Origin of the sequence: Oryzihumus leptocrescens, assembly GCF_006716205.1 — a bacterium.
In the GTDB taxonomy this organism is placed as follows: domain Bacteria; phylum Actinomycetota; class Actinomycetes; order Actinomycetales; family Dermatophilaceae; genus Oryzihumus; species Oryzihumus leptocrescens.
The window spans coordinates 968,274-994,887 of the sequence record NZ_VFOQ01000001.1 but is presented as its reverse complement, the minus strand read 5'-3'; the positions used below and the strand labels follow the sequence as shown (position 1 = coordinate 994,887).

Genomic DNA, 26,614 nt, shown 5'->3' with positions numbered 1-26,614 from the left:
CGCCCGGGCGCGTCCATGTCTGCCTGCACCGCCGCCACCAGCCCGGTGCTCGTCACCGCGGCCGCCGCCACACGGCAGGATGCACCCCATGACGTTCACGCTCCGCCCGCAGCACGCCACCCGCTACGCCGCCCTGGCCCGGCTGCTCGTGCGCTACGGCCGCTCGGACCTGGTCTCCGGGGTCGGCATGGACGAGTTCCTCGAGGCGACCGAGCCCTCCGAGGACGCGGCGGCGAGCGCCGAGCAGCTGGCCCGTGACCTCGAGGCCATGGGCCCGACCTGGGTCAAGCTCGGCCAGCTGCTCTCCACCCGCGTCGACCTGCTCCCCGAGCCGTGGACCGACGCGCTGAGCCGGCTGCAGGACGACGTCGAGCCGATCCCGTTCGAGGACGTCGAGCGCGTCGTCACCGAGGAGCTGGGCGTCTCGCTGCGCCACGGGTTCGCCTCGTTCGACCGCACGCCCCTGGCCGCTGCCTCACTGGGGCAGGTGCACCGCGCCGAGCTGCCCAGCGGCCGGCAGGTCGTGGTCAAGGTGCAGCGGCCCGGCGTGCGCCAGGTCGTCCGCGACGACATGGCGGCGCTCACCGAGCTGGCGGAGCTGGCCGACGCGCACACCGAGCTCGGCCGGCGCTACGGCTTCACCCAGCTGCTCGAGCAGTTCCGGCGCTCCCTGGCGGGGGAGCTCGACTACCAGCGGGAAGCCGCCAACCTGACCCGGATGGCCGAGCTGACCGCCCCCTTCCCGCACCTGCTCGTCCCGGCCCCGGTGCCCGACTACACGACGCGCAGCGTGCTGACGATGGACTTCGTGCCGGGCCGCAAGGTCACCGCCCTCGGGCCGCTCGGCCGGCTCGACCTGGACGGCCGGGTGCTCGTCGAGGAGCTGTTCCGGGCCTACCTGCAGATGATCCTCGTCGACGGGTTCCTGCACGCCGACCCGCACCCCGGCAACGTGCTGCTCACCCCGGACCACCGGCTGGCCCTCATCGACCTCGGCATGGTTGCGACGGTCCCCGCCCGCGTGCAGGGCCAGCTGGTCAAGCTGCTGCTGGCCATCAGCGACGGCAACGGGGACGACGCCGCGGCGGTCCTGGCGAGCATGGGGCACCGGGGCGAGGGCTTCGACGCCTCCGCCTTCGGGGAGCAGGTCGCCGAGCTGGTCAGCCGCACCGTCGCGCTCGGCAGCGACCTGGAGGCCGGAGCCGTGCTCGTCGAGCTCAGCCGGCTGTCGGGCACCCACGGCTTGCGGCCACCCGCAGAGATGGCCATGGTCGGCAAGGCCCTGCTCAACCTCGACCAGGTGACCCAGCACCTCGACCCTGACTTCGCCCCGGCGGAGACGATCCGCGCGAACACCGCCGAGATCCTGCGCAGCGGCATGAAGCCCTCGCTGGGCGGCGCCATGGCCGCGGCCATCGAGGCCCGCGAGTTCGCCACCCAGCTGCCCGCCCGCGCCAACCGGGTCATGGACGCGCTGGCCGAGGGCAGCTTCACGGTCAAGGTCGAGGCGATCGACGAGGTGCAGTTCCTCCACGTCATGCAGCGCCTGGCCAACCGGGTGACGGCCGGCGTGATCGTCGCCGCGATGGTCGTGGGGGCGGCGCTGATGATGCTCGTGCCGACCCGCTCGCGGATCCTGGGCTACCCCTCGATCGCGATGATCTGCTTCAGCCTCGCGGCCATCGCCGCCGCGGTGCTGCTCACCCTCATCCTCGTCACCGACCGGCGCATCGCCCGCCGATCCAAGGCGGACCGCTAGCGACGGAGGGAACCACGCCCGCGGTCTGTCAGCATGGGGGCGATGTATGCCGGTCCGTTGCGCCAGGCACGCGCCCTCACCCTGAGCGGTGCGTGCGTCGCGCTGTCCCTGCTGGCCCACGTGGCCGGCGGCGGATGGACCACTGGCGCCCTCACCCCGGCCTCGGTCTGCGGACTGCTGGCCCTGACGACCCTCACCACCCTGGCGGTCGGCGCCGCCAGCGGTCGCCGCTGGTCCTTCGGGCGGGCGGTCCTCGCCCTCGCCGCGAGCCAGGCCTGCCTGCACACGGCCTTCGGCTGGCTGCTGCCCGGCCACGACCACATGGCGATGCCGCACCCGGCACCCTCGGGCTGGGTGATGGCAGCGGCCCACACCGTCGCCGGCCTCTCCGTCGCCGCCCTCGTCGCCGTGACGGACCGGTCGCTGGCCACCGGATCGGCGGTCCGCGCCGGAAGGTCCGGGCGCGGGCGGTGGGCGACCTGGCTGACGGCGACGCTGGCGCGGTCGGCGCTCGCCCGCTCGATGGCCGAGCCGGCGCTGCCCGACCCGCTGCCCCGGGGGGCGGGGACCGGGTGGGCGCGACCGCGCATACGAACCGACCTCGTTGTCCTGGAGTGCCTTTCGCGGCGGGGGCCACCGGCACCGGCCTGACCCGTCCCCTCCCCGTGACACCGGGGCCCCGCACGGGGCCCGTGAAAGGCCTACCTCGATGTCCCTCCGTTCCCGCGTGCGCCGCACCCTCGGGCTGCTCGCCACGACCGCCGCCCTCGCCGGCGGCACCCTGGCGCTCGCCCCGTCCGCCTCCGCGCACGCCACGCTGCTCAAGGTCAGCCCTGCCGACGGCGCGACGCTGACGACCGCGCCGCGCCAGGTCGACCTCACCTTCGACGAGCCGGTCTCCTCGCGCTTCGCCACGGTCGTCATCACCGGTCCGTCCGGCGAGGACGCCACCGCCGGGCCGGCGACGGTCAACGGCGCCCACGTCGCCGCAGCCCTGGCGGGTGGTCTGGCCTCCGGCGAGTACCGCGTCGCGTTCCGCGTCGTCAGCGACGACGGCCACCCCGTCACCGGCCAGTCCCGCTTCACGCTGAACCTCCCCGCTGCTGGGCCCTCCCCGAGGGCCCCGGCACCGTCGGCCTCACCCCTCGCCGCGCCCTCCACCGCCGCCGCCCCAGCCTCCCTGGCCGGGGACGGCTCGTCCTGGGTGACCCAGCACCTGCCGGCGCTCTCCGGGGCGTTGCTGCTGGTCGTCGTGGGGGCCGGGGCACTGGTCTGGGACCGCCGCCGGGGCTGACCCGGCAGCACCGGGACCCGGATTTCGTCGTTGGGCCCCGGTGCTGATAACTTCTTCCTCGTTGCGCCGTTAGCTCAATTGGCAGAGCAGCTGACTCTTAATCAGCGGGTTCGGGGTTCGAGTCCCTGACGGCGCACCAGGAAGCATCGAAGCGGCCTCGTCCTCCGGGACGGGGCCGCTTTCGCGTTGCAGGACAGGCTGTTCGCGTCTCGGCGGACCAGCAGCCGTGGTCGACCAGGAACCAGCCAACCGCTTCCGCTCCACCTGTTCGCCCGTGGTCAGTGTGGCTGTGCCGACGCCGGATGCACGTACCACGTCTTGTGGACGATGCACCACGTGCCGTCGATGCGCAGCAGCGACAGGTCGTCACTGAACCACTCCCCTGCGAACTGGTCGCCAAGCCTGATGGCCGCCGTGTCGCCGACGATCGAGAGATCCTCAAGCTGCCACACGACCGGCCCGGCGTCTTGCGCCGCCTCCTGGCACTCGTGGATGAACTCCTCGAGCGTCTGCCACTCCAGCTCCCCCTGGTCGTTGCCAACGATGCAGGCCCGCGGATGAAACGCTCGGCTCAGCCGCTTCTCGTCACCGGCGACCATCCCTTCGCAGTAATCGCGAACAACATCCATCAGCGCCGCGATGTCCGCCTCGTTCGTCTGCCCACCCATGTCTCAGGTCCTCCCTCGCGCGACCGGTCATGCGATCTGCCCCCCTCCCGGCATCGACTCCGGCGGGTCGGCCGCAGCCGCAGCGCGCTGACCTCGCGTTTCGTCGTCCGGGGCGTCTTCCTGATACCTTCCTCCCCGCGCGCCGTTAGCTCAATTGGCAGAGCAGCTGACTCTTAATCAGCGGGTTCGGGGTTCGAGTCCCTGACGGCGCACCAGGAAGCCTCCGCAACGGCCTCGCCCCTCCGGGACGGGGCCGTTTCCCATGCCGCCGCCGGCGGGATCCCCCGCCGCTGCACCGTCGACCGGTGACTAGTCACCGAGTAGTCAGTTCGGGTCATTTGACCCCAAGAGCGTCCGGTGCGTCCGATTTACGCGCCACTCTCGACAGTGCCTCGAGGACGTCACTCCGCCAGGGTGAGCGTCCGCCCCGGGACCGCGACGTCGCTCTCCCGGGCGGGGCCCAAGACCCCCACCAGAACGGGTGGGGCGGTCCGCGCGGTCGCCGAGTCCTGTCACCCGCCGGATAACACAGTCGAGCCACTGCAGTCTGTGACAGGAGCGGAAGACCCAGCACGACGAGGCGCGACGCGTCTCTTGGGGTGAAGCCAGCCACGGCTGGCCGGGCAACTTTCGGCGTCCGAACCCGACAGGTCATCTTTCGCAGGCGGTTCCGAAGGAATCCCTCCCATGCTCCACCTTCGCATCGCCCGATTCGTCCTGCCCGCAACCTTTTCGGCCCTGCTCGCCGCCGCCGGCGTCATCGGGCCCGTCGCCTCGGCGACACCCGCCTCCGCCGCCGTCGCCTCGATCGGCCTGCGCGCCGAGGCCCAGGCGGCCTCCCGCAAGGGCGCGCCCTACCAGTGGGGCGCCGCCGGCCCCCGCAAGTTCGACTGCTCCGGCCTGACCCTGTGGTCCTACGCCCGGGTCGGCAAGCGCCTCCCGCGCACCACCACCCAGCAGTACCGCGCCACCCTGCACGTCAGCCGCGCGCAGGCGCGTGTCGGCGACCTGGTCTTCTTCCACAACAAGAGCGGGATCTACCACGTGGCCATCTACGCCGGCCACAACATGATCTGGCACGCACCCAAGCCCGGCCGGCGGGTCAGCCTCGTGCGGATCTGGACCAGCTCGGTCTACTTCGGCCGCGTCCGCTGAGGGAGGCACGCGGCATACCCCGTCGGTATGCCGCGTGGCCACCTCAGGTGAGCTCGGCCCGGAGGTGAGCCACCAGCTCGCGGGCCTCCTCGCCGCGCTCGGGCCCCGGCCCGGGCGCGGCGAACAGCTTCTCCAGCTGCCGCGCGAGGTCCGAGGCCTGCGGCAGGCCGAACGTGCCCGCGGAGCCGGCGATCTTGTGGGCCTGGAAGGCGGCCCGCTCCCGCGCGTCCTCGCCGAGCTGGTCCTGGAGCAGCGCGGTGACGGCGACCTCGATGTCGGGCACCTTGGCCAGGTTGTTCACCCGGGCGCGGCGCTTGAGGTCCTCCCAGCCGGCGCCCAGGCCGGTCGCCTCGGCGTCGGTCATCGGCTCCTCGCCCACGGCCTCGTTCCTCTCTTCACGTCAGGCTCCAGCCGACCAGCTCGGCCACCTGACCGGCCAGCCGCATGGGGTCGAACGGCTTGGCCAGTACTCCCGCCACCGGCAGGCTGGCCCACTGCCGCTGCTCGGACTGCTGCACCTTGGCGGTCAGCAGCACGATCGGGATCCCGCGGGTGAGCTCGTCGGCCGCCAGCAACCGGCACGCCGTCGGGCCGTCCATCTCCGGCATCATCACGTCCATCACGATCGCGTCGGGCACCTCGGCCCGGGCGGTCGCCACCGCCTCGGCCCCGCTCGACGCGGTGATGACCTCCCAGCCCGCCACCGCCTCCAGGCTCATCTGGGCGACCTCGAGGATGATGTCGTCGTCGTCGACGACGAGCACCCGCTTCACGGCGCCGTGCCGGGACGGTGCTGCCCGAGCACCGTGGACACCGACCCGGCGCTGGCGATTGTCGTGCGGTGGCTGCCGCCGCGACGGCTGATCCCGCCCGGGCCGGTCGGCAGGGTGAAGGAGAACGTGGCGCCCGTGCCCGGCCCCGCACTGGTGGCCCAGATGTCGCCGCCGTGCTGCTCGACGATGCCGCGGCAGATGGCCAGGCCCAGGCCGGTGCCACCCTTGCTGCGCGTGTCGGAGGCGTCAACCTGCTGGAACCGGTTGAAGATCTCCTCGAGCTGGTCGACGGGGATGCCGGGCCCCTCGTCGACGATGTCGAAGCGCACCTGCCACTCGCCGGCCACGACCGTGAGCCGCACCACCGACCCCTCCGTCGAGAACTTCACGGCGTTGCCGAGCAGGTTGGTCAGCGTCTGCACCACCCGGTCGCGGTCAGCCCAGACCGAGCCGTAGACGGCACCGACCTCGATCCGCACGCCCGCGTCGTGGGCCAGCGGGGACGTCTCGTCCACGGCGGTCGCGACCAGCTGCATCACGTCGACCTGCTCGTGGCGGAGCCGGAGCTTGCCGGCGGCCATCCGCTCCACGTCGAGGATGTCGTTGATCAGGCGGATCAGCCGGTCGCTGCTGTCGCTGGCGACCTCGACCATCCGGTGCGCGCGAGGCGGGAGCTCCCCGGCCGCGCCGCCGGCGAGCAGGCCGAGCGCGCCCCGGATCGAGGTGAGAGGGGTCCGCAGCTCGTGGCTGACCACCGAGATGAACTCGTCCTTCATCGTGTCGACCGCCCGCCGCTCGCTGATGTCACGGAGGATCACCACGGAGCCGACGACGCCACCGTCCTGGACGATGGGCGCCACGATCCGCTCGGAGTCGAAGACGCGACCGTCGGCCCGGACGTGCCGTCCGGTCACCAGGCGCGTCGCGGTGCCCATCCTCTCCCCCGTCGACTCACCTGCTGACTGTCCGGCCGGCTCACCGGCGGGCTCCGCGGTGACCTCCCCGGCGATGTCGTCGGTGACGTCCTCGGCGCGGATCACCTCGTCGACCGGGCGGCCCAGGACCGCCTCGCGCGGCAGGCCGAGCAGCCGGGTGCCGGCGTCGTTGATGAAGGTGACGCGCCCCTCCTGGTCGAGGCCGTAGATGCCGTCGCCGGCGGAGTTGAGGATCGACTCGTGCTGACGTGAGAGGCGTTCCAGGACCGTGGTCTGCTCGCGCACCTCGCGCTCGAGGCGCCGGTTGGCCGTGACGTCGCGGAAGCTCCAGACGCGGCCGACGCTCTCGCCGTTGAGCCGCTGCGGCTGGGAGTAGCGCTCGAAGACCCGGCCGTCGCGGAAGTGCAGCTCGTCGAAGGTGCTGGCGGTGGGGTCGGAGTAGAGCTCCTGGACCCGCTCGACGAAGGCGTCGGGGTAGACCAGCTGGCGCAGGACCGAGGACATCACCGTGCCGTCGTCACCGGAGGCGAGCAGCTCGGGGTCGATGTGCCACATCTCGGCGAACTTGCGGTTGGCACCCGCGATGCGACCCGAGGCAGCCACCACGAGGATCCCGTCGACCGTGGACTCCAGCGTGGCCTCCAGCAGCGCCAGCGAGGTCGCCACCCGGTCCTGCTGGGCCGCTCGCTCCAGCACGGTCGAGGCCAGCCGGGCACCGGATGCCGCGAGCTCGTCGTCGGCGGGGCCGCGGGTGCGGCCGGGCGGGTAGCGCAGCACGAGGCGGCCGACCTCGCGCCGTCCGTCGCGCACCGGGACGCGCAGCTCCTCGCCCTTCCAGCCGCGCACCGGCGAGCCGTCCGCGACGTCGGCGCGGGAGACGAAGGCGTGGCGCTCCTCGGAGGCGTCGATCTCCAGGTGGCACAACGCCGCTCCGCTGGTCGTCTCGAGGGTCTGTGCGAGGTGGCTGAGGATCTCGGGCAGCGGCTCCCCGTTGACGACCTCGCCGAGCAGGTCGGTGTGGGCGGCCAGGAGCATCTCGGTGCGCTTGCGCCGGGTGATGTCGGAGAGCAGGCCGTGCTGCACGAGGCCCTCCCCCTCGACGTGTTCGAGCACGGTGTCGTCGAGCACCCAGACGACCCGCCCGTCGGCGCGCACCATGCGGTACTCCGCGGCGTTGCGGAAGCCGGCGACCAGGCTGCGGTCCTCGGCCTGGACGACCCGCTGGCGGTCCTCGGGGTGCAGCCGCTGGAACCACAGCTCCCGGTCGTCGAGGAACTGCTGCGCGGTGAAGCCGAGCAGCTCCTCGACCTGGTCGCTGATGTAGAGCCACCGCCCGTCCGCCCCGGGGACCGCGGCGTAGACGGTCACCGGGAGCCGCGCGACGAGCAGGTCCTCGGCGAAGTGCCGGAGGCGCGCGTCGCGGCCGGTCGCGGCGGGGGCATGGCCTGCCTCGGACCGACCCATCGCGCACCCTCGCCGTCTCCAGAAACGCCGCCCCTGCAGGGGTCCGGGCGCGGGTGCCACGGGTGCCCCTCGGGCGTGTCGATGATATCCAGCAGGGGCCGGACTGGAGGCGATTCGCCGAACCCGTTCCGGGAGAGGGAAAAGGGTCACCCGACCTCGGGGGTCACGGTCGGAGACGTCGGCCCTCGTCAGCCGCTCAGCATCGCGAGAAGGCTTTGGGCATAAGCACATTCAGCGTCCCGGTGCCCCGACCGTTCCTGACGGCCGTCCCACGCCGTGACCACGACGAAGCCGGCGTCCCCGGTCTCGAGCCGGACGAAGCGGGAGCCCAGCCGTTCGCGCAGCTGGTGCTCCCACGGCAGCCAGACGACCTCGTGCTGCTCGATGCTGTCCAGCGCCCACTCGGTGGTGCCGTTGAAGCCGATGACCCGGCCCGTGGGGAACTCGTGCACGTCCACGAGCATCGTGCTCACGACGAAGACCTCGTCGTCCATGTCGCGCCCCGGCACGACGAACCGGTCACCGGGCTCGGGCTCCCACACCAGGCCCGCCGACCGCAGCCTCTGGGCCAGCTCCAGCGAGATCACCCGACCAGTGTGCGTCCGACCGGGTGGGCGCGCCCGGTGGGACCGGGCGGCTCACCTAGGCTGGGCAGCCGCGGCGGTATGCCGTCCGCCCCCGTCACCGGGGCAACGAGAGTGGAGATCATGAGCGGCATCGTCGAGGGCCTGCTGAGCGTCGAGAGCATCTGGGTCTACGTCCTCGTCGCCACCCTGGTGTTCGCCGAGGACGCGATCTTCGTCGGGTTCGTCATCCCAGGCGAGACCGCCGCGGTGCTCGGCGGTGTCGACGCGAGCCGCGGCCACGTGAGCGTCGTCCTCATCGCCCTCGTCGTCGTGCTGGCCGCGATCGTCGGCGACACGGTGGGCTACGAGGTCGGCAAGCACCTCCTCGGCCCCCGGTTGCTCGGGCACGACCGCCTGCGCCGACACCACCAGCGCATCCACGACGCCCAGGACTTCCTCGCGCGGCGGGGCGGTTGGGCGGTCTTCCTCGGCCGGTTCACCGCCTTCTTCCGCGCGGTCATGCCGGCCCTCGCGGGGTCCGCCCGCATGCCGTACCCACGCTTCCTCGCCTTCAACGCGCTCGGCGGGATCCTCTGGGGCATCGGGTTCGTCGTGCTGGGCTACCTCGCGGGGAGCTCCTACAAGACCGTCGAGCAACAGGTCGGGCGCGGTGCGGCCTTCGCCGCGGTGGGACTGCTCGTGGCCGCCCTGGTGGTGCTGCACCTGCGGCGGCGCCGGTCCGAGCGGGCCCGCGAGCTCGCCGACTGACCACTTGGCGGACGTCACGTCCGCATCATGGGACAGGCACGGTTCTCCGTTGCCGCCCGTCGCGGCCCCGTGCTGCACTGGAGCCATGTCTTCGACCGTATGGCGCACGCCGACGCACATGGTTGCCATGTGCTGCTGCGCCATGCGGTGCCGCTGCCAGGCCTGACCACCAGCCCGCAGCCCCGCCGCTCCCCACCCCAGCGGCCACCCCCTCGGAGACCTCGCATGACGCACCCCCGCAGCCACACGGCATACCGCCGGCGGCACATCGACCTGCACCGGATCGCCAGTGCCCTGTGTCAGCGCACGCGAATGCGCACCGCGACACCTCGACCGCACTGACCACCAGGAGCACCACATGACCCTCGCACCCTCGACCACCCGGGGCGGCACCGCCGGCGTGAACCGGTTCACCCCCGACCAGCTGCTGCGCACCGCCCGGCTCTTCGCCACCGACCCCGACCTCGAGCGCCACGTCGACCTCACCACCACCGAGCGGCAGTGGGCCGTGCTCGACTCCACGCCCCACCTGCAGATCTGGCTGCTGACCTGGCCGGAAGGGACCGGCACCGGGTGGCACGACCACGTCGACTCCGCCGGCGCGTTCCTCACTGTCCGCGGCCACCTGCTGGAGCAGTCCTGGCACGGCAGACGGACCGAGTCCCGTTCGCTCAAGGCCGGAGACGGCCGCTCGTTCGGGTCCCGGCACGTGCACAACGTCGCCAACGCCGGCGTGGGCACCGCGCTGTCGATCCACCTCTACACCCCGCGGCTGAGCGCGATGACCCGGTATGCCGTGACCCCAGATGGCTTGCAGGCCAAGGGGATCGAGCGGGCTGGGGTGGACTGGTGACGACGGCCGCGCCCTCACCGGCGCCGTCGCCATCGTCGGAGAGCCCGGCGCTGCACTGGCAGACCGAGCTGTTCGCGACCCGTCGCCGCCCGGGCGAGCACCCCGGCCGGGGCTGGGACGCACCGGTCTACGCCGGGATCGACGACCAGCTCGAGGACTCGCGCTCGCGCCTGAGCCGGGTCAGCGCCCGCACGGCCTACCAGGAGGTCCTGCACGGACGGGCCGTCATCGTCGACATCCGCCCCCAGTTCCAGCGGGAGCGCGACGGCGTCGTCGACGCCTCCCTCGCCCCGCTGCAGGTGGAGCGCAACCACCTGGAGTGGCGGTTCGACCCGCGGCACGAGGCGCGCCTGCCGATCGCGGCGTTCGACCTGCGGGTCATCGTGATGTGCGAGGAGGGCTACACGTCCTCGCTCGCCGCTGACGCGCTGGTCCGGCTCGGCGTCTACCGGGCGACCGACGTGGTCGGCGGGTTCGCCGCCTGGGCGGCCGCGGGTCTGCCGGTCGCGCCGGCCTGAGACCGGTCTGCGGCCCCGGGGGCGCAGGGGGTGACCCGGAGCCGCAGACCACCTCGCGGGCGCAACGTCACGAAGGCGTCGACCTCCGGGCGTCGCCAGCCCTGCGGCAGCGACACCGCGTGGTCGCGGAGCAGCTCGGCCAGCAGCACGGTGAGCTCGACGAGGCTGAAGCCGCGCCCGATGCACAGCCGGGGGCCGAGCCCGAACGGCAGGTAGTCGGCCCGGGCCGTCGTGGTCGCCGTCCCGGACACGGGGCTGCCGGGATGCCCGGGGTCGAAGCGCCCGGGATCGAAGGTCTCGGGGTCCGGCCACGCGGCGGGGTCGCGGTGCAGCAGCCACGGGCTGACGATGGCGATCGTGCCGGCGGGGACCGCCCGGTCGCCCAGCACGTCCGGCGCCATCGCACGCCGCGAGACCACCCAACCCGGCGGGAAGAGGCGCAGCGACTCGTCGACCACCGCACGAGTCCACGGCAGCTCGCGGCGCAGCTGCAGCGCCGGCACGTCCCCGGTGGCGCGGACCTCGGCCCGCAGCCGGTCCTGGTGGCCCGGCTGCTCGGCCAGCAGCATCAGCGTCCACGTCAACGCCGAGGCCACCGTCTCGTGGCCGGCGACGACCATCGTCACCAGCTCGTCCCGGACCGCGTCGTCCGGCAACCCGGCCGCGAGGAGCAGGCCGAGCAGGTCGTGGTGCGACGCCCCGACGCCGCGCAAGCGGCGGCGGGCGATCACCTCGCGACAGATCCGGTCGAGGTCGCGCACCGCCCGGCGCAGCCGCCGGTTCACCGGGGTCGGCACCCATGACGGCAGCGGCACGACCTGGCGCCCCTGGGCCACGACGAGCTCGGCCGCCTCGTCGGTGGCGTGGACCAGGGCGTCGGTGACCTCGGCGAGGTCCTCGTCGAACAGGGTCCTGCCGATGACGTCGAGCGTGACCCGCATGGCCAGGGCGTCGACGTCCAGCACGGCACCGTCCGCCGACAGGGACCGCCACTCCCCCACCACGCGGCCGGCCGCCGACCGGATGCTCTCCGACACCGCGTCCAGCCGGGCGTGGTGGAAGGCCGGCTGGGCGGCGCGACGCCGGGGCAGCCACCGGTCGTCGGCGACGGCGAGCAGGCCGGGACCGGTGACCCGGGCCAGCGCGGCGTACTGCACCGTCGCCTTGGTCCAGGTCCGCGCCCCCGACTGCAGCACCCGGCGCACGTCGGCCGGGTCGCTGACGAGCAGCGCCGTGGTGCGCGGCACCGGGAAGGCGACCAGTGCGCCATACCGGCGGCGGGTGTCCTCGAGGAAGCCCAGCGGGTTGTCGCGGATGGCGGCGAACCCGCGGGCCATGTCGAGCGAGCTGGGGCCGGGAAGGCCGAGGGTGCTCAGAGGTAGAGCCCCGTCTGGCCGTCCTCGACGCGGGTGGCCGCGACGGCGTGGATGTCCTTCTCGCGCAACAGGACGTAGTCCTTGCTGTGCAGCTCGACCTCGGCGCGGTCCTCGGCGTCGAACAGGACGCGGTCCCCGACCTCGACCTGGCGGCAGTTGGGGCCGACCGCGACGACGGAGGCCCACGAGAGGCGCTTGCCCATGCTCGCGGTGGCCGGGATGACGATGCCGCTGCCGGAGCGGCGCTCCCCCGGCTCACCCTCGAGGGAGACGAGGACCCGGTCGTGCAACATGCGGATCGGCAGCCGCTCGGCCGCCGAGGTGCCCTGCTTCTCAGTCACGCGTGCGACGCCAGATGACCAGGCCGAGCACGGCAGCGACGGCAGCACCGATGGCGGCCACGCGCTCGACGCGCAGGTCACCCTCGGGGGTGTGGGTGGCGGCGTACAGGCTCGCCTTGACCGACGCGACCTCGCGGCGTGCGATCTCCTTGGGCTGCGCACGGAACGCGAGCTCGTCGATGGTCGCGGCAAGGCGGTCACGCGTCGCGTTGATGTCGGCCTCGATCGCGCCGACCGACGTGCTCTTCTGCTCGAGCTCAGCCATGGGGGGCTCCCTCCGTCCGGTGCTGCGACGATAACGCAGACTGGACCTTGCGTTCTCACCCTGACCACGGAAGAGGAACCCATGCCCCGCCTCGAGACCCAGCAGCCCGCGCCGGACTTCAGCCTGCTCGACCAGGACGGAAACACCGTCTCCCTCAAGGACTTCGCCGGTCGCAAGCTGATCATCTTCTTCTACCCCGCTGCGATGACGCCGGGCTGCACCAAGGAGGCCTGCGACTTCCGCGACTCCCTGGCCCGGCTGCAGGGCGCCGGCTACGAGGTCGTCGGCATCAGCCCCGACACCCCGGAGAAGCAGAAGAAGTTCATCGAGAAGGAGTCGCTGACCTACCCGCTGCTCTCCGACCCCGACCACGCGGTCATGGACGCCTACGGCGCCTGGGGCGAGAAGTCGCTCTACGGCAAGAAGGTCACCGGCGTCATCCGCTCCACCGTCGTCGTCGGCGAGGACGGCACCGTGGAGCTGGGGAAGTACAACATCAAGGCCACCGGCCACGTCGCCTCGCTGTCCAAGGCGCTGGGACTGGACTGACCGGCATACCCCTGCCTGGTATGCCGTGCGGCCGGGTCCCGGTGGTGTCCACCGGGACCCGGCCGTTTCAGTAGAGTCGGCGCCGCGCGGAAGTGGTGAAACTGGCAGACACGCAGGATTTAGGTTCCTGTGCCTTCGGGCGTGAGGGTTCAAGTCCCTTCTTCCGCACCAGTTACCTGGTTATGGCCCAGGAGGGCGGGCGTTCACCCGGCGGGTGCCCGCGGTGAGAGGCCCCTCCGGAGCCGCTCCCGGGTCGGGACCCGTCTCCGCTGCGGGAGCAGGCGCGCCGGGGACCTGGGCCATCGTCCCGGCCACTCCTCACGCACTCGACGGAACCCCGTCAGGGGGCGCTTCGTCGAGTTCCACGAAGCCCCTCGAGGGGTCCGTTGTTGGTGGTACTTTGCCTGCATCGATCGCAGCGCCGACAGCCGGCTGCCGAGGAACAACGGGGGGATTCCCAGTGGCAAATGTGAACGTGACCTACCAGGACATGCAGGACCAGGCGACCAAGCTCGCGGCCGCCAAGCAGGACATCGAGAACCAGCTCAACCACCTCAAGAGCCAGGTCGACCAGCTGATCTCCGGTGGCTTCGTCACCGACTCCGCGTCCGGACAGTTCGGCTCGTCCTACGAGGAGTTCAACACCGGCGCCAAGAACTGCATCGAGGGCCTGGAGGGTATGAGCCAGTACCTGACCAAGGCTGCCCAGGCGTTCCAGGACGTCGACCAGCAGCTGGCCTCTGCCCTCAAGGGCTGACCACCGCACCGCCGACGAAGGGCGTTCTCCCCCGTGGGGAGGACGCCCTTCGTCGTCCCGGGGCTCTCTGGACACCGGCGGCCAGGTGGCACCGTCCTCCGCGTCGCCCCTAGCGCTCCATCCCGCCGCCGAGTGTCGTGCCAGGCATCGCGACAGGTCCCAGTGTCTCGGTGAGACGACCGTGTCTGGTCCTGCACCGACGCACGTCGGCGAGATTGCCCAGACGCCGTCAGGAAAGCGCGGTTGCCACCCGGACGATGGAGCCGTCACCGAGGTGCAGCAGGCCACGGCCGGGCTGGATCGGCTGGCCGACGACGCTGCGCGGCAGCTTGACGCCGATCAGCTCGCCGTCGCCGCCGCCCTGCGGGGAGAGCAGCATGCCCTGGCGGGCCTTCCTGGCCTCGACGTGCCAGCCCGAGAAGCCCACGGAGAGCGCGTCGGCCTGCCCACCGAGCAGCAACCAGCGGTCCTCGTCGGCACTGCCGCGCACCAGCCCGTGCAGGAACGGCCCGGCAGGGGCGTCCTTGAGCTCCTCGCCGTCGTCGACGACGACCAGGACGGGTCCCTGCACCGGCGCCAGCAGCTCGGTCAGGGCTTCAGCGGTGGTCGTCGGGTCGGTGACCACGGCCACCACCCCGTCGGTCCCGGCGAGGTCGCGGAGGGGACCCGGGCGAGGAGCCAGACAGAGCACCCGCGCGCCTGTCTGGATCGCCGAGAGGGCCGCGCTGCGCAGCACGGTGCTTCGCCCGGACCGGTTGGGCCCGACCACCAGGAAGGTCGAGGAGCGCCGCAGGTCAGGGGCGTATGCCGTGAGGTCGTCACCGCCCACGCCGACCAGGACGAACGGGTCGCTCGCGCCGGCCGGCCGCAGCGCGAGCGCCTCGGGCAAGGTGAGCCGACTCGGTAGGACGTCAACGCGGAACGGCTTCCCGGCCGGGTCCAGGCCGGCGTACCGAGCGCGCGACTCCTCGGCAAGACGGGCGAGCACCGCGGCCTGGGCCTGACCGCCCTCGTCGAGGTCGAGCAGCATCACCTGGGTCTCCGTGCCGGCGGGGCTGAAGCCGCGCCCTGCGGGCAGCCGGTCGGGGATGGTCCGCGGGGAGAGGCCGACCAGCGAGAAGTCGGACTTGTCGGCGAGGCGGAGGGTGAACTTCGACTCCGTCATCGTCGCGATGCGGTTGTTGGCCAGCGTGCGGTCGCCGGTGACGACGGCGTGCACGCCGAGGCTGGCGCCCTCGCGGAGGATCCGGCTCACGGCGTCGGTCATCGCACCGTTGTCGAGGTCACCGAACGCGGCGACGAAGCCCTCCCAGCGGTCGAGCGCGATCACGATGTGTGGCAACGGGTCCTGGCCGGAGCGACGCTGCTCGCCGACGTCGGCGAACCCGTGCTCGGCCAGCACGACCTGGCGACGGTCCATCTCGGCGCCGAGCCGTCCGAGCAGGCGGGCCACGCGCTCGGGCTCGGTCCGACTCGCGACGGCGCCGCAGTGCGGCAGCGCGGTCAACGGGTTGAGCGCACCGTTGCCGCAGTCGATGCCGTAGACATGCACGTCGGCAGGCGAGGTCAGCCGCGCGATCGAGGCGGCCAGAGCACGGACCACCTGCGAGCGCCCACTCCGGGCCGCGCCGATGACGAGCAGGTGGTCGTCGTGGTTCAGGTCGAAGGTGGCGGCCTCCTGGCGCTGGTCGCGCGGCAGGTCGCGCCGGCCGAAGGGCAGCGGAGGCAGGCCGGCGGCCTCGGGGAGGTCGGCATACACCTCCTCCATGGTCAGCTTCTCGGGCAACGCGGGCAGCCATGGCTGCCGCTGCGGGGGTACGCCGTCGCGCCCAGCGGCCTCGCGCACCGCCGAGACGAGACCAGCAAGGTCGGTGTCCTTGACGTCGTCACGGTCGGCGCTCGAGGGCAGCGTCGGCAGTTTGTAGCCCAACGACTTCCAGTCGATGCGCGCGACGAAGGGCGGCTGCAGCTCTTCGACCACGGCACCCGGTCGGCGACCGCCGACCCGACCGGCCTGGAAGGAGAGCAGGTTGCCGGCGCCGAGTCGGGCGTAGCCGCGACCGGGCGCGGACTTGGGAATGCTGGCCGCCTCCGGTCCCTGGAGGACGTCAACGCTGTCGGTGGCGTCGGTGACCCGCAGCGCGATCCTCAGGTTGGTGTTGGCTCGGATCTCGGGCGAGACGACGCCGCTGGGGCGCTGGGTGGCCAGGATCAGGTGGATGCCGAGGCTGCGTCCCCGCTGGGCGATGCCGACGAGGCCGGAGACGAAATCGGGCAGCTCCTTGAACAGCGCGGCGAACTCGTCGATGACCAGCAGGAGCCGCGGCAGCGAGGGACGATGTGGCTCCTTGGACTGCAGCAGCTGGTAGTCCTCGATGTCCTTGACCTGGGCCTCGGCGAAGAAGTGCTCGCGGTAGCGCAGCTCGGCCGAGAGCGACTCCAGCGCCCGCTCGACGAGGTGGGGGTCGAGGTCGTTGACCTTGCCGACGGTGTGCGGCAGGTTGACGCAGTCCTTGAAGGCGCTGTCGCCCTTGTAGTCGACGAGCACGAAGTTCAGCTCGTCGGGCCGGTTGGCCAGGGCCAGCGAGGCGATCATCGTCTGGAGGAGCTCGGTCTTGCCCGAGCCCGTCGTACCGGCGACCAGCCCGTGCGGGCCGTCGCGGCGCAGGTCGAGGGTGAACGGTCCGTCGAGGCCGGCGCCGATCGTCATCGCGGTTGAGCGCGGGGCCATCGCCCAGCGGGCCCGGACGGCGTCCACCGTCGGCGGGTCGAGGTCAAGGACGTCGAGCAGGCGGCAGCTGTCGGGCAGCACCGCCTCATCCACGTCACCACCCACGTCGACCAGCGGCGAGATGGCCCGGGCCACACGCTCACACCACCGCGGCGTGACGCCCTCGAGCAGCACGTCGGGGGTGTTCGGCCGGCCCGTGCGGCGAAGGGTCGCGTAGTCGGGGCGGGCCGGGTCGACGACCACGGTGGCGGTGCACTTCTCGGGGAGCAGGCGCTCCTCCTCGTCGGTGCAGATCGCGAAGATGCCGTATGCCGGGCCCTCCTCGAGCAACTGCCCGAGACCGAGGGTGGTCCGCATCTGGCGATAGCCGTGCACGACGAGCACGTGGGCCGGGAAGCTCTGCGCGGAGATCCCGGAGCGGCCGTTGCTGGCCTGCTTGCGGGCGGTGAGCAGGGCGTTGAGGTAGCTGATCTGGGTGGTCACCGTGTGGGGGTCGTTGCCGATGAACACCGGGCTGCTCTCGGCGTCGCGCGGGCGCAGGTGGGGCAGCCAGCGCACCCAGTCCCAGTGCTTCTCACCGTGGTGGGTGACAAGGCTGATCGTCAGGTCTCGGGTGGGATGGTAGGCACACAGCTGCACGACCATCCAGCGCAGCAGCGCCGCGACATTCTCCGACGCGCCGGCGAGGCCAACCACGCCGCACTCCCCCAGCGGCAGGCTGACCGGCACGCAGTGCAGCCGCTGGTCCTCGTCCGCCGCGGCGACGTCGCCGGTGAGCCGGACCGTCGAGGGCAGGTCGGCGCTGCCGACGCGCATCACGAGCGAGTCGGCGTCGTGGCGGCGCCGCTCCCAGAGCCGGCGACCGGGCAGCACGCAGGTCAGGAAGGTGGCTGCGGCGTCGGGCAGCTCCTCGCGCAGTCTCGCCTGCTCCTCGCCGACGAGGCGGGTGAGCCTCTCCTGGCTGGCCGCGAGGTCGGCGTGGTACGTCGCCACTGCCGCCTTGTGGTCCTTGGCGCCGGAGCGCTGGTCGGAGAAGTAGTTGGCCGCAAGCATGGCCGGGCTCATCAGCGCGAACAGGAGGTACTGCGGCGCGTGCATGATCGTCGCCATCGTGACGCCGAGCAGGAGCGGGATGACCATCGCGATCACCGGGATCCGGCGCTGCGGCTGCTCCCGCGGGGCGTTCGGGATCTGCACCTCGGGCTGCACGTGGTGGGGCAGCATTCGCGGCTGGCGCAGGAAGTGCGCGTGGCCCGGGTCGGCCAGCTCCGTCGCCGCGTCGGAGGGCCGTGCCGGCGTCAACGTCACGACGGAGTGACCGACCGAGAGCATCTGGCCCAGACCCATCGGCGTCGCGACGTTCGCCTCCAGAGGCACACCGTCCAGCCGGCTGCCGTTGCTGGACCCGAGGTCGGTGACCTCCGCCCCGGAGCCGTTGACCGTGATCCGGGCGTGCTGGCGCGAGAGCGCCGAGTCCATGAACGAGACCACGCCGCTCCGGCCGACGACGTGCTCACCCTCGGGCAGGGCGAACACCGCGCCGGCGTCGGGGCCGGCGACGACGTGCAGCTGCCACCCCGAGGTGCTGACCTCGGGGTCGGGCGCGACCTTCGACCCCAGGCCGACGCGCATCCCGTCGAGGAGCTCGAGCTCGGCGAGGGTCGCGTCCGGCGCGACCGGCTGGTCACCGACGACGAGCTCGCGGCTGGTTCCCGGGATCAGGTCCCCCAGTGCCTCGCCGAGAGCGGCGGCCGTGGTCTGCTCGTCGCAGTCGAGGAGGACGTCGACCGTCTCCTCGGGCGCTTCCACGGTGAGATTCAGCCTCATCGAGTCCTACCTATCCGCCCAGTCCGGCGATCTGAAAGGTGTTGCTCCGCAGATCGGTCAGGTTCCCGACGGTCGCGTCGATCTCGCAGGAGTCGGACTGGTGCAGCACCGAGACGAACAACCCCTTGCGGATCGACACGGCGCCGTTGCAGCCGTCGGTGAGACGCACGCCGGCGAGACCGCCGGCAACCTCGTCGAGCAGGTCGGTGGTGTCGCCCTCAGTGCTGTCGTAGAGCACGTGCTGGGTGTCGACCCCGGAGCCCACCCATCGCGGGTAGAGCACGACCCGCAGCTGCCCGGTCCGCGTGGTCGCGAAGTCGGGAGCCTTGACCTCGACCGACTCCAGCCGCTGGATGGCGTACGCGGTGTTGTTGGGGCCGGTCTGCTGCAGGGCCTGGCTCGTGGCGTTCGCCACCTGGTCGAGCCAGTCCCCGAGGGCCTTCTCGGGGTCGCCCTTGAGCGTGAGCGGGAGCGTGGCCTTGACCGAGACCGTCTGCCCGGCCGGGATCTGCGGCACGTCGAGGCGGTAGGCGCACGGCGCGGTGATCCCACTGACCAACGCCGAGTCCTTGGTCACCGACGCGCCGTCCCACGCCACCAACGGGCACTGCTCGCCGCCCTGCGGCAGCGGGATCACCTGCAGCACCGGACCCTGTAGCGCCACCCGGTCGGCCTTGAGGTGGACGGTCATCTCGACGCTGCGGCTCTTCGTGTCGTACGTGGCCTCGCGAGCCAGCTCGAGGCCGGTGCCCGGAACGGTCTGGTCCTGGCGGAGCGCGTCGACCCGGCTGCTGCGCGACGCCGCGCCCGCAGTGGCGGCCGGGTCGACCCCGCCGTGGCCGCCGCCTCGAAGGAGCACGACGGCGATCACGATCGCCGCGACGAGGACGAGCGCTCCCCCGACGTACATGGGGGTGCGCAGCCGGCGCCGCCCATCGGCGGTCGGTGCGTCGACGGACGGGGTGAGCTCGGGGGCGACGTACTCGCGCGGGAGGCCGCCGACGTTGGTCACCCCCGCGTCGAGTGCCGCCGCGGGGCCGGGGACCAACGCGCGGACGCCGCCTTCGCGCTCGGCGCGCGGCTCCTCGGCGGCGAACGAGACGTCGAGGTTGGTGCCGCCGACGTCGAAGGCCGCCGGGGCGTCGACCGGGCGGATGGGCTCGCGCACCAGGCCTGCGCCGCCGCTGCGGCGCCAGGAGTCGGGGGTCGGCTGGGCGGGGAGCGGTGGCACGTCGACCAGGGCGGGAGCCAGCTCGCGCAGGGTCTGCGCGGCGGTGCTCGCCTTGGGCCGGCGGCGCGGATCCTTGGAGAGCAGCGAGGACAGCAGCTGCCACAGCGGACCGGGCAGGTCGAGCGCGGGCGCCTCCATGGTGACCGCGCGGTTGCCGATCGTGAAGGCGGTCCCGGGGCCCGCGAACGGGGTCCGGCCGGCGAGCAGCTGGTAGAGGAGCACGCCGGCGGCGTACACGTCGGAGGCGGCACTGGAGGTGCCGCTCTCGAAGAGCTCCGGCGGCATGTACTCCGGGGTCCCGAGAAGGCCGGTGGCCTGCACGGTCGACTCCTGCGCGAGCCGGGCGATGCTGAAGTCGGAGAGCCGGACGGCGTCGGGCCCGAGCTCGCGCCAGTCGCGGACCAGGAGCACGTTGTCGGGCTTGACGTCGCGGTGCAGGGCCCCCTGGGAGTGCGCCGCCGCCAGCCCTTCGAGCACGTACGCCGCCACCCGGACCGCTGTCGTCGGGGCGAGGGTGCCCTCCTGGCGCAGGGCCCCGCGCAGGTCAGTGCCGTCGACGAGGTCCATGACGATCGCGAGGGAGTCGCGTTCCACGACCAGGTCGCGCACGCGCACGATATTGGGATGCTCGAGGCCGAGCAGGATCGATCGCTCCTGGATGAATCGGGCGATGATGTCGGGGTTCTGGCTGTACTCGCTCTTGAGCACCTTGGCTGCGACCTCGGCGCCCGTGGACCGGTCGATGGCCACCCAGACGTCACCCATCGCGCCGGACCCGAGCAGCGACCTCAGCTCGTAGTTGCTCCCCAGCGCCCGGCCCACGGCCACCATGACCCTCAGCTCTCCTCGTGGGACGGCTCGGCGAACCAGAACAGCTTCAGCGGGCTGCCGACGGCACTCGGTCGCACGCTCGGGTTCTGCGAGGTCGCGTGGAGCACGTGCACGTCCTGATCGGCGACCGCGCTGTGCAGGCGGAAGTCGAGGTCGGGTCCGGCGAGGCCGTCGGAGCCGGTGACCCGCAGACCGGAGAGCGCGGCGAGGACCTTGTCGGGTGCCGTGCTGCCGGCGGTGGCAACGGCCCGGACCAGCGACACCACGGCGTCGTGGCTGCGAATGTCGGCCACGCCGGCCTGGTCGGCGAACGTGGCCTGCCCGAACAGGTCTTGGACCTGCGGGTCGCCCGCGACGATGCGCAGGGCGGCGAAGAAGCTCGCGGCCCGGTCGGCGTGGTCGTCCGAGCCCAACGCGGTGACGTCGCCGGCGTCGAGGCCGACGGTGGTCAGCTCGCCGGCGAGGGAGCCGTGCTGAGCGAGGGAGTCGGCGAACACCGGGCTGACCGCGTCGGCGCCGAGCAGGACCGGGAGGTCGAGCTTGGTGCCCTGCAGCGCGGCCACGAGAGAGGCCTGTGCCTCGGCTGGGGCCGCAACGACCACGGAGTCGACCAGGCCACTCCTGGCCGCCTTCTCGATCCCGGCCCGGAGCGCGTCGCCACCGGACTGCGGGCCTAAGGTGCCGCTCTGGGCGCCGTCGAGGCCAGGCAGCGGCTGCTGGTCGGTGGTCACCACGAACGGCCGGCGGAGGTTTCGCTGGGCCAGCACCGTTCGCAGGGTCTTGACGACCTGACCGGAGTCGGGGCCGGTGAGCCAGACGTTGTCGGGCAGTCCGGCGGCGTCGGTCTCGTAGGGCAGCAGCACCGGGGTGCGGGTGGCCGCCTTCGCGAGTGCGTCGGTGAGGTGGCTGCCGCTGGTCGCGGCCACGATCCCGGCGACCTCCTTGCCCGCGAGCGTCCGCAGTGCAGCGGTGGCGCCGGCCGCGGTGCCCTTGTCGTCGACGACATCGAGGGTCACGGCCCGGCCACCGAGCTTGTACTGATATGCCGCCACCTCGGCGCCGCCGGCGTTGCCGAGCCACTCCGAGCCCTGGCCGGGCGCCGACTTCAGCGACACGACGATCCCGATGTGGGTGTTCGCGGGCACCGGGTGCGCTCCCAGCTTCACTGCCTCGGGCCGCACCGGGTCCGGCGCCTTCGCGGACGTGTTCTGCGACGGGGAGGTACAGCCGGCGACGGCCAGTCCGGCCGTCAGGGCGACCGCCAGCACGCGGAGCCCGTGGCGAGTTCTCATCGGACACCCCGCACGTGGAAGGAGTAGACGGTGACGTGCTGGCTGCCGTTGGGCAGGTCCAGCGTGAAGGCCGGGAAGGCGGCCTGCAGGTCGAGAGCCCGCTGCAGCTGGGCCTGCTGCAGGTAGACCCCGCCGAGGTCCTCGGCCCGCACGTTGCCGAACTGGGAGGCCTCCTGGTTGGCGGTTCCGAGGCGCGCGGTCGACGTCTGGGTCTGGGCCTCCTGCTGCTGGATGATGCCCAGCAGTCCGCGCCCGCCGCCCGCGGCGCCGCCCCGGCTCCCGAGATCGATGAGCACGTTCTGCAGGTCCCCGGTGAGGATCTTCTCGGCCGTCCCCAGGTCGGCGTTGGACGACCTCACGCTGGAGTCGATCGAGGTCAGCGCCGAGCTGACGGAGCGGTCCATCAGCTTCTGGAACTGCACCGTCTGGGCCCCCACGTTCGCGTTCTGGGCGTCGATCGAGGCCTTTCCGCGCTGGGCGATGGTGTCGGCCGCGGTCGTCAGACCGCCGCTCGCGGTGGCGAAGAGGGTCGAGATGTCAGTCTCGGAGAGCCGCCGCTGGGCGTCGACAACCGGGATCTGTGCCTGCACCGTGTCCCGCTCGGCGCCGACCGAGGTCTGGTAGCCGTTGAAGGCCGCGGTGATCTTGGACTTGAGGTCTGCCTGCCTGCCGGTGATCCCCCCGATGGCCTCGCCGAGGGCGGTGACCGGGTCGGTCGTGGCGGGGTCGGTGTCGTAGAGCCCAGCGATCGCGGTGACGACCTGGTTGATGCCGCCCTGGACGTTGTCGTTGACCGTGCTGGACAGGTTCGAGAGGTCTGTCGCGATGGTGGCCAGGGAGGTGCGGAGCCCGGCGAGCTGCGAGATCACCGCCGCCATCGGCGAGGAGGTCGGGTCGGTGTCGTCGGCGAGCTGCTTCCACTTCGCCGCCTGCGCCCCCAGCCGGGTGACCAACGGGTCAGGGCCCGCACCATGGATGTCCTGGTTGGCACAGTCCGTGCCGGTGGTCAGGTCGCGCAGCTGCTTCACGGCCTGGTCGCTGATGTCGGCCGAGCTGTGCAGGTCGCAGATCGCCGCACCGAGCTGGGCGGCCTGGGCCTGGATCGAGCCGGCGGCGGCCGGGTCGGCGCCCATCTCCTGCAGCCCGGCGGCCGCCTCGGCATGCAGTGCCGCGAGCCGGTCGCCGAGGTCGTTGATGCGGGCGTCGAGCGCGCCCTGCGCGGCGATGACCTCCCCGTGGATCCGGTCGAGCTCGGCCTTGATCGCCTGGGTCGAGTCGTCGTTCTGGCTGCCCTTGGTCTTCAGGTCGGCCGCGGCCGACTGGAGGGAGGAGATGGTGGTGGCCAGGGCGGCATACGCCGTGTTGGTCTCGTTGGTGACGCCGTTCTGGTCGATCAGTGTGGCCGCGTCGGCGCTCTCGGCCTGCAGCGAGCTCATCACACCGGTCAGGACGTCGGCCGCGGAGCTGATCGTGCAGATCGCACTCGTCACGGTGGTGCACGTGGTCGGGTCGTTCGAGCCGATGGTGGCAAGCAGGCTCGCCCGGATGGTGTCGCTGCACCGGCCGGTCGCGGAGCTGAGGCCGTTGAGCTGGGTGATCACCTCGTTGAGCTGGCCGTAGACGCTGTTGGCCTGCGGCTTGTTGGTCACCTCCGTGGTGCAGCCGCTTCCGGTGACCGTGGGGGCAGCGGGCGGGCTCGCGGTGTCGCCGAGCAGCGCCTGGACCGCCTGGACGCTCGCCCGCATCTGGGCGACGGCCGCGGAGTTGGTGGTGTTCAGCGCGGCGGACAGGTCCGAGGCGAGGGCGGAGAGCTCACCGGAGAGCTGTTTGGTGGAGGCGGCCACGGTCTGTGTGCTGGACGTCAGGTCGCCCACCGTCCGGGTGCCCAGGGTGCCCGCCGAGAAGTGCAGCTGTTCCTTGACGGAGTTGAGCTGGCTGCCAGCATCGGCGAGCACCGAGGCGACTCGGCCAATGAGCTTGATCGTGTCGGACTCCAGCCGCAGCTGGCTCGAGCCGCCGTCGCCGAAGGCGGAGTGCACGAGACTCCGGGTCGAGTCATCGGTGGCCAGACCGAGCTGGACGCCGAGGTCGAAGGACGGCACCTGGAAGTTCTTGGCGTCCTCCACGAGGGAGAAGGTGGCGCTGGGCGCGAGCTGCGGCGGCGCGAGCAGCGAGGCCCACTGGACGTGCCCGACACCCTCGCTGGTCTGGCTCAGGACCCCGTTGGTGACCGGAGCGCCCGTGTCGGACTGGGTCACGACCTGCCGCAGGCTGGCAGGGCCGAGGTCTGCTGACGCCACGACCGTGAGGGGGACGCCGACCAGGGCGTACTGCTGGCGGCGGGCGCCGGCCTGGTCGTACGACAACGGCTCGGGATGCACCGTGGTGTTCTGCACGGTGAGGTCGATCTGCAGCGGGCCGGTGTAGCCACGGAGGTCGCGCAGGTCGGAGCCGCTCCTGTTGCCCGCGCGGTACGACGTGACCACACGAACCGGGAGGTCCCGAACGGTTTTGGCCGGGTCGTAGTCGTGCTCGTCACTGGTGTAGGCCCGGCCCTCGACCTTGCGCACGTTCGTGCTGCGGATGCCGAAGATCGTGCCGTCCGGCCCCATCTCGACGCGCACCGACTGCAGCACGCGCTGCGGCGGGCTGTCAGCCGCCGCCTGTCGGACGACCACCCCGCTGACGACCACTGCGCCCACCGCGGCCAGCGCACAGAGCTTCACGCGCCGAGACGCGCCCCCCGAAAGCTTCATCTGTTTCCTCGCGTCATCGGACACCGTCGTGTCCGGCCCCCTCGCTCGATGGCGTCGAGCCAGACGAGAGTAAATGAGGTGCCAGGCCTTGTGGTGGCAAATGGAGGATTTACGGCATGTTGCTCGCCTGGCTGCCGTCCTTGACCTACGCTTCGTTCTCACCGCGGCCTGTCGGGACGTCGCGGTGACGATCCGGGGGGAATCACGCCAGATGACGAGCCATGAGTGACCTGTCCTATGCCGTCGACGAGCTCAACGGTCTCGGCAGCAAGCTGCACACGCTCAGCCACGATCTGAAGTCCGTCGACGGGCACGCCGACCTCTCCGTCGGCGCGCTCGCGCACGCCCGGGTGGTTGGCGCGATGGACCACTTCCGCACCAACTGGGACGACAACCGCGACCACCTCGCGGAGAAGCTCGGCCAGCTGGGTGACCTGGCGGCCAAGGCCGCAGAGGGCTTCTCCCAGGCCGACGCCGACCTCGCACGCAAGATCCGCGACGCCGTGAAGGGCGCCTGATGTCCAGCCGGCGCTCCGCGGAGTGGCACCTGGTCGGCCACGGCAGCGACCCTGTGCCGGCCTCGGAGTGGGAGGTCCGCACGGTGGTCTCCGACATGCGCCAGCGCGCGCAGGACGCCTCCACCGCCGAGGAGACCCTGCGGCGGCTCAGCCACCTCGACGGCTGGCGCGGCGAGGCTGCGACCACTTTCGCCAGCAAGGCCGGCGACGTGCTCGACGATCTCGGCAAGGTCGTGGACCGCTACGAGAAGGTGGCGTCCGCGCTCGCGGACTGGGCCGACGACGTGTCGGTCGCGCGCTCGCGGACCTGGTCCGCCGTCCAGGACGCGGAGCAGGCCGACCGTGAAGTGCGCGCGCACACCCGCGACATCGCGCACGGCCCCCATCCCACCCCCGAGCAGATCGCGGACCAGCAAGCCGCCGACGCCCAGCGTGACGCGGCCCAGGAGCGGCTCGACCGGGCACGCTCGGACATGGCGAACGCGATGTCCGCACTCGACAGCGCAGCCGACCGGGCGAAGAGCCGCATCGACGCCGCCGCCGACGTCTGGGACGACGGCTTCTGGGGCAACGTCAAGGGCTGGATCCGCGACCGGGCCGAGGTGATCGAGATCCTCTGCAAGGCACTGGAGGTGATCGGCACCATCCTCGGCGCGGTCATCCTCATCCTCGTTCTCACCATCGGCGCTCCCTTTGTCCTCCTCGTCGGCGCGTTCGTCGTCGCGGCGCTGGTCCTTGCGGGTCACCTCCTGCTGAAGACCGCCGACGAAGGTGACGTGACCTGGACGACGATCGGGCTGGACGTGCTCAACGTCGCTCTCTCGGTCACGGGGCTCAAGGCGTTCACCGCCGTCCCCAAGGCCCTGGAGAGCCTGCGCGCCCTGGTGCCCTCGATCGCCACCCGGCTCGGCACCCTCAGCCGTTCCGCGGCCCTGGCCCGCCTCTCCGAGGGCAACCTGACCCAGCTCGAGAACGCACTGCGGATCGCCAACCCCCGCAACGGCCTGGCCCAGTGGGCAGCGCGCATCAAGGAGGGCGGTGACCTGGCCTACGACGGCGCCAGCCGCCCCGTGCTCGCCGCCCTGGACCTCCAGCCCGGCCGACTCAGCGTGCTGCTGCACCAGGACAAGGAGATCGCCAGGCTCCACCAGCTCGTCCGGGCGATGAAGGGCTTCGATCTCGAGAGGGATGAGCTCATTCAGGTCATGGACGCGCAACGGAAGATGTGGTTGTACCTCGGCAACACGACGGCCACCGACGTCGTCAACGCCTACTCGGCACCCTCAATCCCCGGCAAGGTCGAGGACGTCACACGCTACCTCGAGGAGAACCACCCGTGGTCCCTACGCCCCACGCACTGACGGACACCTGGGAGCTGTACGTCCCG

23 protein-coding genes, 3 tRNA genes and 1 riboswitch are annotated in these 26,614 nt (G+C 72.0%); of the genes, 14 read left to right on the top strand and 12 right to left on the bottom strand.

Going from position 1 to position 26,614, the window contains the following annotated elements; all coding sequences use genetic code 11:
• The first annotated feature begins 88 nt into the window (after nt 1–88).
• The 4 genes from FB474_RS04690 (at nt 89) to FB474_RS04675 (ending at nt 3,192) form a co-directional block, all read left to right on the top strand.
• Entirely contained in the window at nt 89–1,759 is a 1,671-nt protein-coding gene (locus tag FB474_RS04690) for an ABC1 kinase family protein (RefSeq protein WP_141787595.1), read from the top strand.
• A gap of 42 nt (nt 1,760–1,801) precedes the next feature.
• A complete protein-coding gene (locus FB474_RS04685) occupies nt 1,802–2,410 on the top strand; it encodes a hypothetical protein (protein ID WP_141787594.1) in 609 nt (202 codons plus the stop codon).
• Nucleotides 2,411–2,486: 76 nt separating this feature from the next.
• The gene (locus FB474_RS04680) at nt 2,487–3,053 is read left to right on the top strand and encodes a copper resistance CopC family protein (RefSeq protein ID WP_185746041.1); all 567 of its coding nucleotides are present in this window, start codon (nt 2,487–2,489) and stop codon (nt 3,051–3,053) included.
• Nucleotides 3,054–3,116: 63 nt separating this feature from the next.
• Nucleotides 3,117–3,192: transfer RNA gene (locus FB474_RS04675), tRNA-Lys, on the top strand.
• A 139-nt stretch (nt 3,193–3,331) separates the two neighbouring features.
• Here FB474_RS04675 and FB474_RS04670 read toward each other — a convergent pair.
• On the bottom strand, nt 3,332–3,721 hold the full coding sequence (locus FB474_RS04670; protein WP_141787592.1) for a nuclear transport factor 2 family protein: 390 nt from the start codon (nt 3,719–3,721) through the stop codon (nt 3,332–3,334).
• A gap of 139 nt (nt 3,722–3,860) precedes the next feature.
• On the opposite strand from FB474_RS04670, the gene FB474_RS04665 reads away from it, so the two are divergent.
• A tRNA-Lys gene (locus FB474_RS04665) sits at nt 3,861–3,936 on the top strand.
• Nucleotides 3,937–4,249: 313 nt separating this feature from the next.
• A riboswitch (cyclic di-AMP (ydaO/yuaA leader) is annotated at nt 4,250–4,403 on the top strand.
• Nucleotides 4,404–4,408: 5 nt separating this feature from the next.
• A complete protein-coding gene (locus tag FB474_RS04660) occupies nt 4,409–4,876 on the top strand; it encodes a C40 family peptidase (protein WP_141787591.1) in 468 nt (155 codons plus the stop codon).
• 43 nt (nt 4,877–4,919) lie between these two features.
• Here FB474_RS04660 and FB474_RS04655 read toward each other — a convergent pair whose 3' ends face one another.
• The 4 genes from FB474_RS04655 to FB474_RS04640 all read right to left on the bottom strand — a co-directional run bounded on the left by FB474_RS04655 (nt 4,920) and on the right by FB474_RS04640 (nt 8,635).
• A complete protein-coding gene (locus FB474_RS04655) occupies nt 4,920–5,255 on the bottom strand; it encodes an Hpt domain-containing protein (RefSeq protein ID WP_141787590.1) in 336 nt (111 codons plus the stop codon).
• Nucleotides 5,256–5,271: 16 nt separating this feature from the next.
• Nucleotides 5,272–5,649 carry a response regulator gene (locus FB474_RS04650; RefSeq protein WP_141787589.1) on the bottom strand — a complete coding sequence of 126 codons (378 nt, stop codon included), beginning with the start codon at nt 5,647–5,649 and terminating at the stop codon, nt 5,272–5,274.
• Nucleotides 5,646–8,048 (bottom strand): PAS domain S-box protein, encoded by a 2,403-nt coding sequence (locus tag FB474_RS04645; protein ID WP_185746040.1) that lies wholly within the window; start codon nt 8,046–8,048, stop codon nt 5,646–5,648. The genes FB474_RS04650 and FB474_RS04645 overlap by 4 nt, the downstream gene beginning before the upstream one ends.
• A 188-nt stretch (nt 8,049–8,236) precedes the next feature.
• A complete protein-coding gene (locus tag FB474_RS04640; protein ID WP_141787587.1) occupies nt 8,237–8,635 on the bottom strand; it encodes a pilus assembly protein CpaE in 399 nt (132 codons plus the stop codon).
• A 120-nt stretch (nt 8,636–8,755) separates the two neighbouring features.
• Between FB474_RS04640 and FB474_RS04635 the strand changes: the two genes are divergently transcribed.
• The 3 genes from FB474_RS04635 to FB474_RS04625 all read left to right on the top strand — a co-directional run bounded on the left by FB474_RS04635 (nt 8,756) and on the right by FB474_RS04625 (nt 10,753).
• Nucleotides 8,756–9,382, top strand: a complete 627-nt coding sequence (locus FB474_RS04635) for a DedA family protein (RefSeq protein WP_141787586.1) — start codon at nt 8,756–8,758, stop codon at nt 9,380–9,382.
• Nucleotides 9,383–9,740: 358 nt separating this feature from the next.
• Nucleotides 9,741–10,235 (top strand): cysteine dioxygenase, encoded by a 495-nt coding sequence (locus FB474_RS04630; RefSeq protein WP_141787585.1) that lies wholly within the window; start codon nt 9,741–9,743, stop codon nt 10,233–10,235.
• Complete coding sequence (locus FB474_RS04625) at nt 10,232–10,753, top strand: rhodanese-like domain-containing protein (protein ID WP_246092046.1); 522 nt, start codon at nt 10,232–10,234, stop codon at nt 10,751–10,753. Before FB474_RS04630 ends, FB474_RS04625 begins: the two co-directional genes overlap by 4 nt.
• Here the strand turns inward: FB474_RS04625 and FB474_RS04620 are convergent.
• From FB474_RS04620 to FB474_RS04610, 3 genes are read right to left on the bottom strand one after another with little or no spacing between them, the layout of a single operon-like run.
• On the bottom strand, nt 10,681–12,090 hold the full coding sequence (locus FB474_RS04620; protein WP_141787584.1) for a cytochrome P450: 1,410 nt from the start codon (nt 12,088–12,090) through the stop codon (nt 10,681–10,683). The genes FB474_RS04625 and FB474_RS04620 overlap by 73 nt on opposite strands.
• A gap of 35 nt (nt 12,091–12,125) precedes the next feature.
• The gene (locus tag FB474_RS04615; RefSeq protein WP_141789804.1) at nt 12,126–12,422 is read right to left on the bottom strand and encodes a GroES family chaperonin; all 297 of its coding nucleotides are present in this window, start codon (nt 12,420–12,422) and stop codon (nt 12,126–12,128) included.
• A 40-nt stretch (nt 12,423–12,462) separates the two neighbouring features.
• Nucleotides 12,463–12,735 carry a DUF3618 domain-containing protein gene (locus FB474_RS04610; protein WP_141787583.1) on the bottom strand — a complete coding sequence of 91 codons (273 nt, stop codon included), beginning with the start codon at nt 12,733–12,735 and terminating at the stop codon, nt 12,463–12,465.
• A gap of 81 nt (nt 12,736–12,816) precedes the next feature.
• Here FB474_RS04610 and bcp point away from each other — a divergent pair, with 81 nt between their 5' ends.
• The 3 genes from bcp to FB474_RS04595 all read left to right on the top strand — a co-directional run bounded on the left by bcp (nt 12,817) and on the right by FB474_RS04595 (nt 14,041).
• A complete protein-coding gene (gene bcp, locus FB474_RS04605) occupies nt 12,817–13,284 on the top strand; it encodes a thioredoxin-dependent thiol peroxidase (RefSeq protein ID WP_141787582.1) in 468 nt (155 codons plus the stop codon).
• A gap of 86 nt (nt 13,285–13,370) precedes the next feature.
• Nucleotides 13,371–13,455, top strand: a tRNA-Leu gene (locus tag FB474_RS04600).
• Between the two features lie 304 nt (nt 13,456–13,759).
• Nucleotides 13,760–14,041 (top strand): WXG100 family type VII secretion target, encoded by a 282-nt coding sequence (locus FB474_RS04595; protein WP_246092045.1) that lies wholly within the window; start codon nt 13,760–13,762, stop codon nt 14,039–14,041.
• Between the two features lie 229 nt (nt 14,042–14,270).
• On the opposite strand, the gene FB474_RS04590 is transcribed toward FB474_RS04595, so the two are convergent.
• From FB474_RS04590 to FB474_RS04575, 4 genes are read right to left on the bottom strand one after another with little or no spacing between them, the layout of a single operon-like run.
• The gene (locus FB474_RS04590; RefSeq protein ID WP_185746039.1) at nt 14,271–18,581 is read right to left on the bottom strand and encodes a type VII secretion EssC family protein; all 4,311 of its coding nucleotides are present in this window, start codon (nt 18,579–18,581) and stop codon (nt 14,271–14,273) included.
• A gap of 28 nt (nt 18,582–18,609) precedes the next feature.
• Complete coding sequence (locus tag FB474_RS04585; RefSeq protein ID WP_141787579.1) at nt 18,610–20,661, bottom strand: serine/threonine-protein kinase; 2,052 nt, start codon at nt 20,659–20,661, stop codon at nt 18,610–18,612.
• 5 nt (nt 20,662–20,666) lie between these two features.
• A complete protein-coding gene (locus tag FB474_RS04580) occupies nt 20,667–21,953 on the bottom strand; it encodes an ABC transporter substrate-binding protein (protein WP_141787578.1) in 1,287 nt (428 codons plus the stop codon).
• Nucleotides 21,950–24,679 (bottom strand): hypothetical protein, encoded by a 2,730-nt coding sequence (locus tag FB474_RS04575; protein ID WP_141787577.1) that lies wholly within the window; start codon nt 24,677–24,679, stop codon nt 21,950–21,952. Before FB474_RS04575 ends, FB474_RS04580 begins: the two co-directional genes overlap by 4 nt.
• A 251-nt stretch (nt 24,680–24,930) precedes the next feature.
• Here FB474_RS04575 and FB474_RS04570 point away from each other — a divergent pair, with 251 nt between their 5' ends.
• Nucleotides 24,931–25,227, top strand: coding sequence for a hypothetical protein (locus FB474_RS04570; RefSeq protein ID WP_141787576.1), 297 nt, complete (start codon nt 24,931–24,933; stop codon nt 25,225–25,227).
• Nucleotides 25,227–26,588, top strand: coding sequence for a WXG100 family type VII secretion target (locus FB474_RS04565; RefSeq protein ID WP_141787575.1), 1,362 nt, complete (start codon nt 25,227–25,229; stop codon nt 26,586–26,588). Before FB474_RS04570 ends, FB474_RS04565 begins: the two co-directional genes overlap by 1 nt.
• Nucleotides 26,589–26,614: the final 26 nt, after the last annotated feature.

Coding starts and splice junctions, on each gene's coding strand:
- FB474_RS04610 (WP_141787583.1), bottom strand. CDS start 12,735: ATGGCTGAGCTCGAGCAGAAGAGCACGTCGGTCGGCGCGATCGAGGCC.
- FB474_RS04635 (WP_141787586.1), top strand. CDS start 8,756: ATGAGCGGCATCGTCGAGGGCCTGCTGAGCGTCGAGAGCATCTGGGTC.
- FB474_RS04645 (WP_185746040.1), bottom strand. CDS start 8,048: ATGGGTCGGTCCGAGGCAGGCCATGCCCCCGCCGCGACCGGCCGCGAC.
- FB474_RS04565 (WP_141787575.1), top strand. CDS start 25,227: ATGTCCAGCCGGCGCTCCGCGGAGTGGCACCTGGTCGGCCACGGCAGC.
- FB474_RS04630 (WP_141787585.1), top strand. CDS start 9,741: ATGACCCTCGCACCCTCGACCACCCGGGGCGGCACCGCCGGCGTGAAC.
- FB474_RS04570 (WP_141787576.1), top strand. CDS start 24,931: ATGAGTGACCTGTCCTATGCCGTCGACGAGCTCAACGGTCTCGGCAGC.
- FB474_RS04615 (WP_141789804.1), bottom strand. CDS start 12,422: ATGTTGCACGACCGGGTCCTCGTCTCCCTCGAGGGTGAGCCGGGGGAG.
- FB474_RS04620 (WP_141787584.1), bottom strand. CDS start 12,090: ATGGCCCGCGGGTTCGCCGCCATCCGCGACAACCCGCTGGGCTTCCTC.
- FB474_RS04580 (WP_141787578.1), bottom strand. CDS start 21,953: ATGAGAACTCGCCACGGGCTCCGCGTGCTGGCGGTCGCCCTGACGGCC.
- FB474_RS04685 (WP_141787594.1), top strand. CDS start 1,802: ATGTATGCCGGTCCGTTGCGCCAGGCACGCGCCCTCACCCTGAGCGGT.
- bcp (WP_141787582.1), top strand. CDS start 12,817: ATGCCCCGCCTCGAGACCCAGCAGCCCGCGCCGGACTTCAGCCTGCTC.
- FB474_RS04660 (WP_141787591.1), top strand. CDS start 4,409: ATGCTCCACCTTCGCATCGCCCGATTCGTCCTGCCCGCAACCTTTTCG.
- FB474_RS04585 (WP_141787579.1), bottom strand. CDS start 20,661: ATGGTGGCCGTGGGCCGGGCGCTGGGGAGCAACTACGAGCTGAGGTCG.
- FB474_RS04690 (WP_141787595.1), top strand. CDS start 89: ATGACGTTCACGCTCCGCCCGCAGCACGCCACCCGCTACGCCGCCCTG.
- FB474_RS04670 (WP_141787592.1), bottom strand. CDS start 3,721: ATGGGTGGGCAGACGAACGAGGCGGACATCGCGGCGCTGATGGATGTT.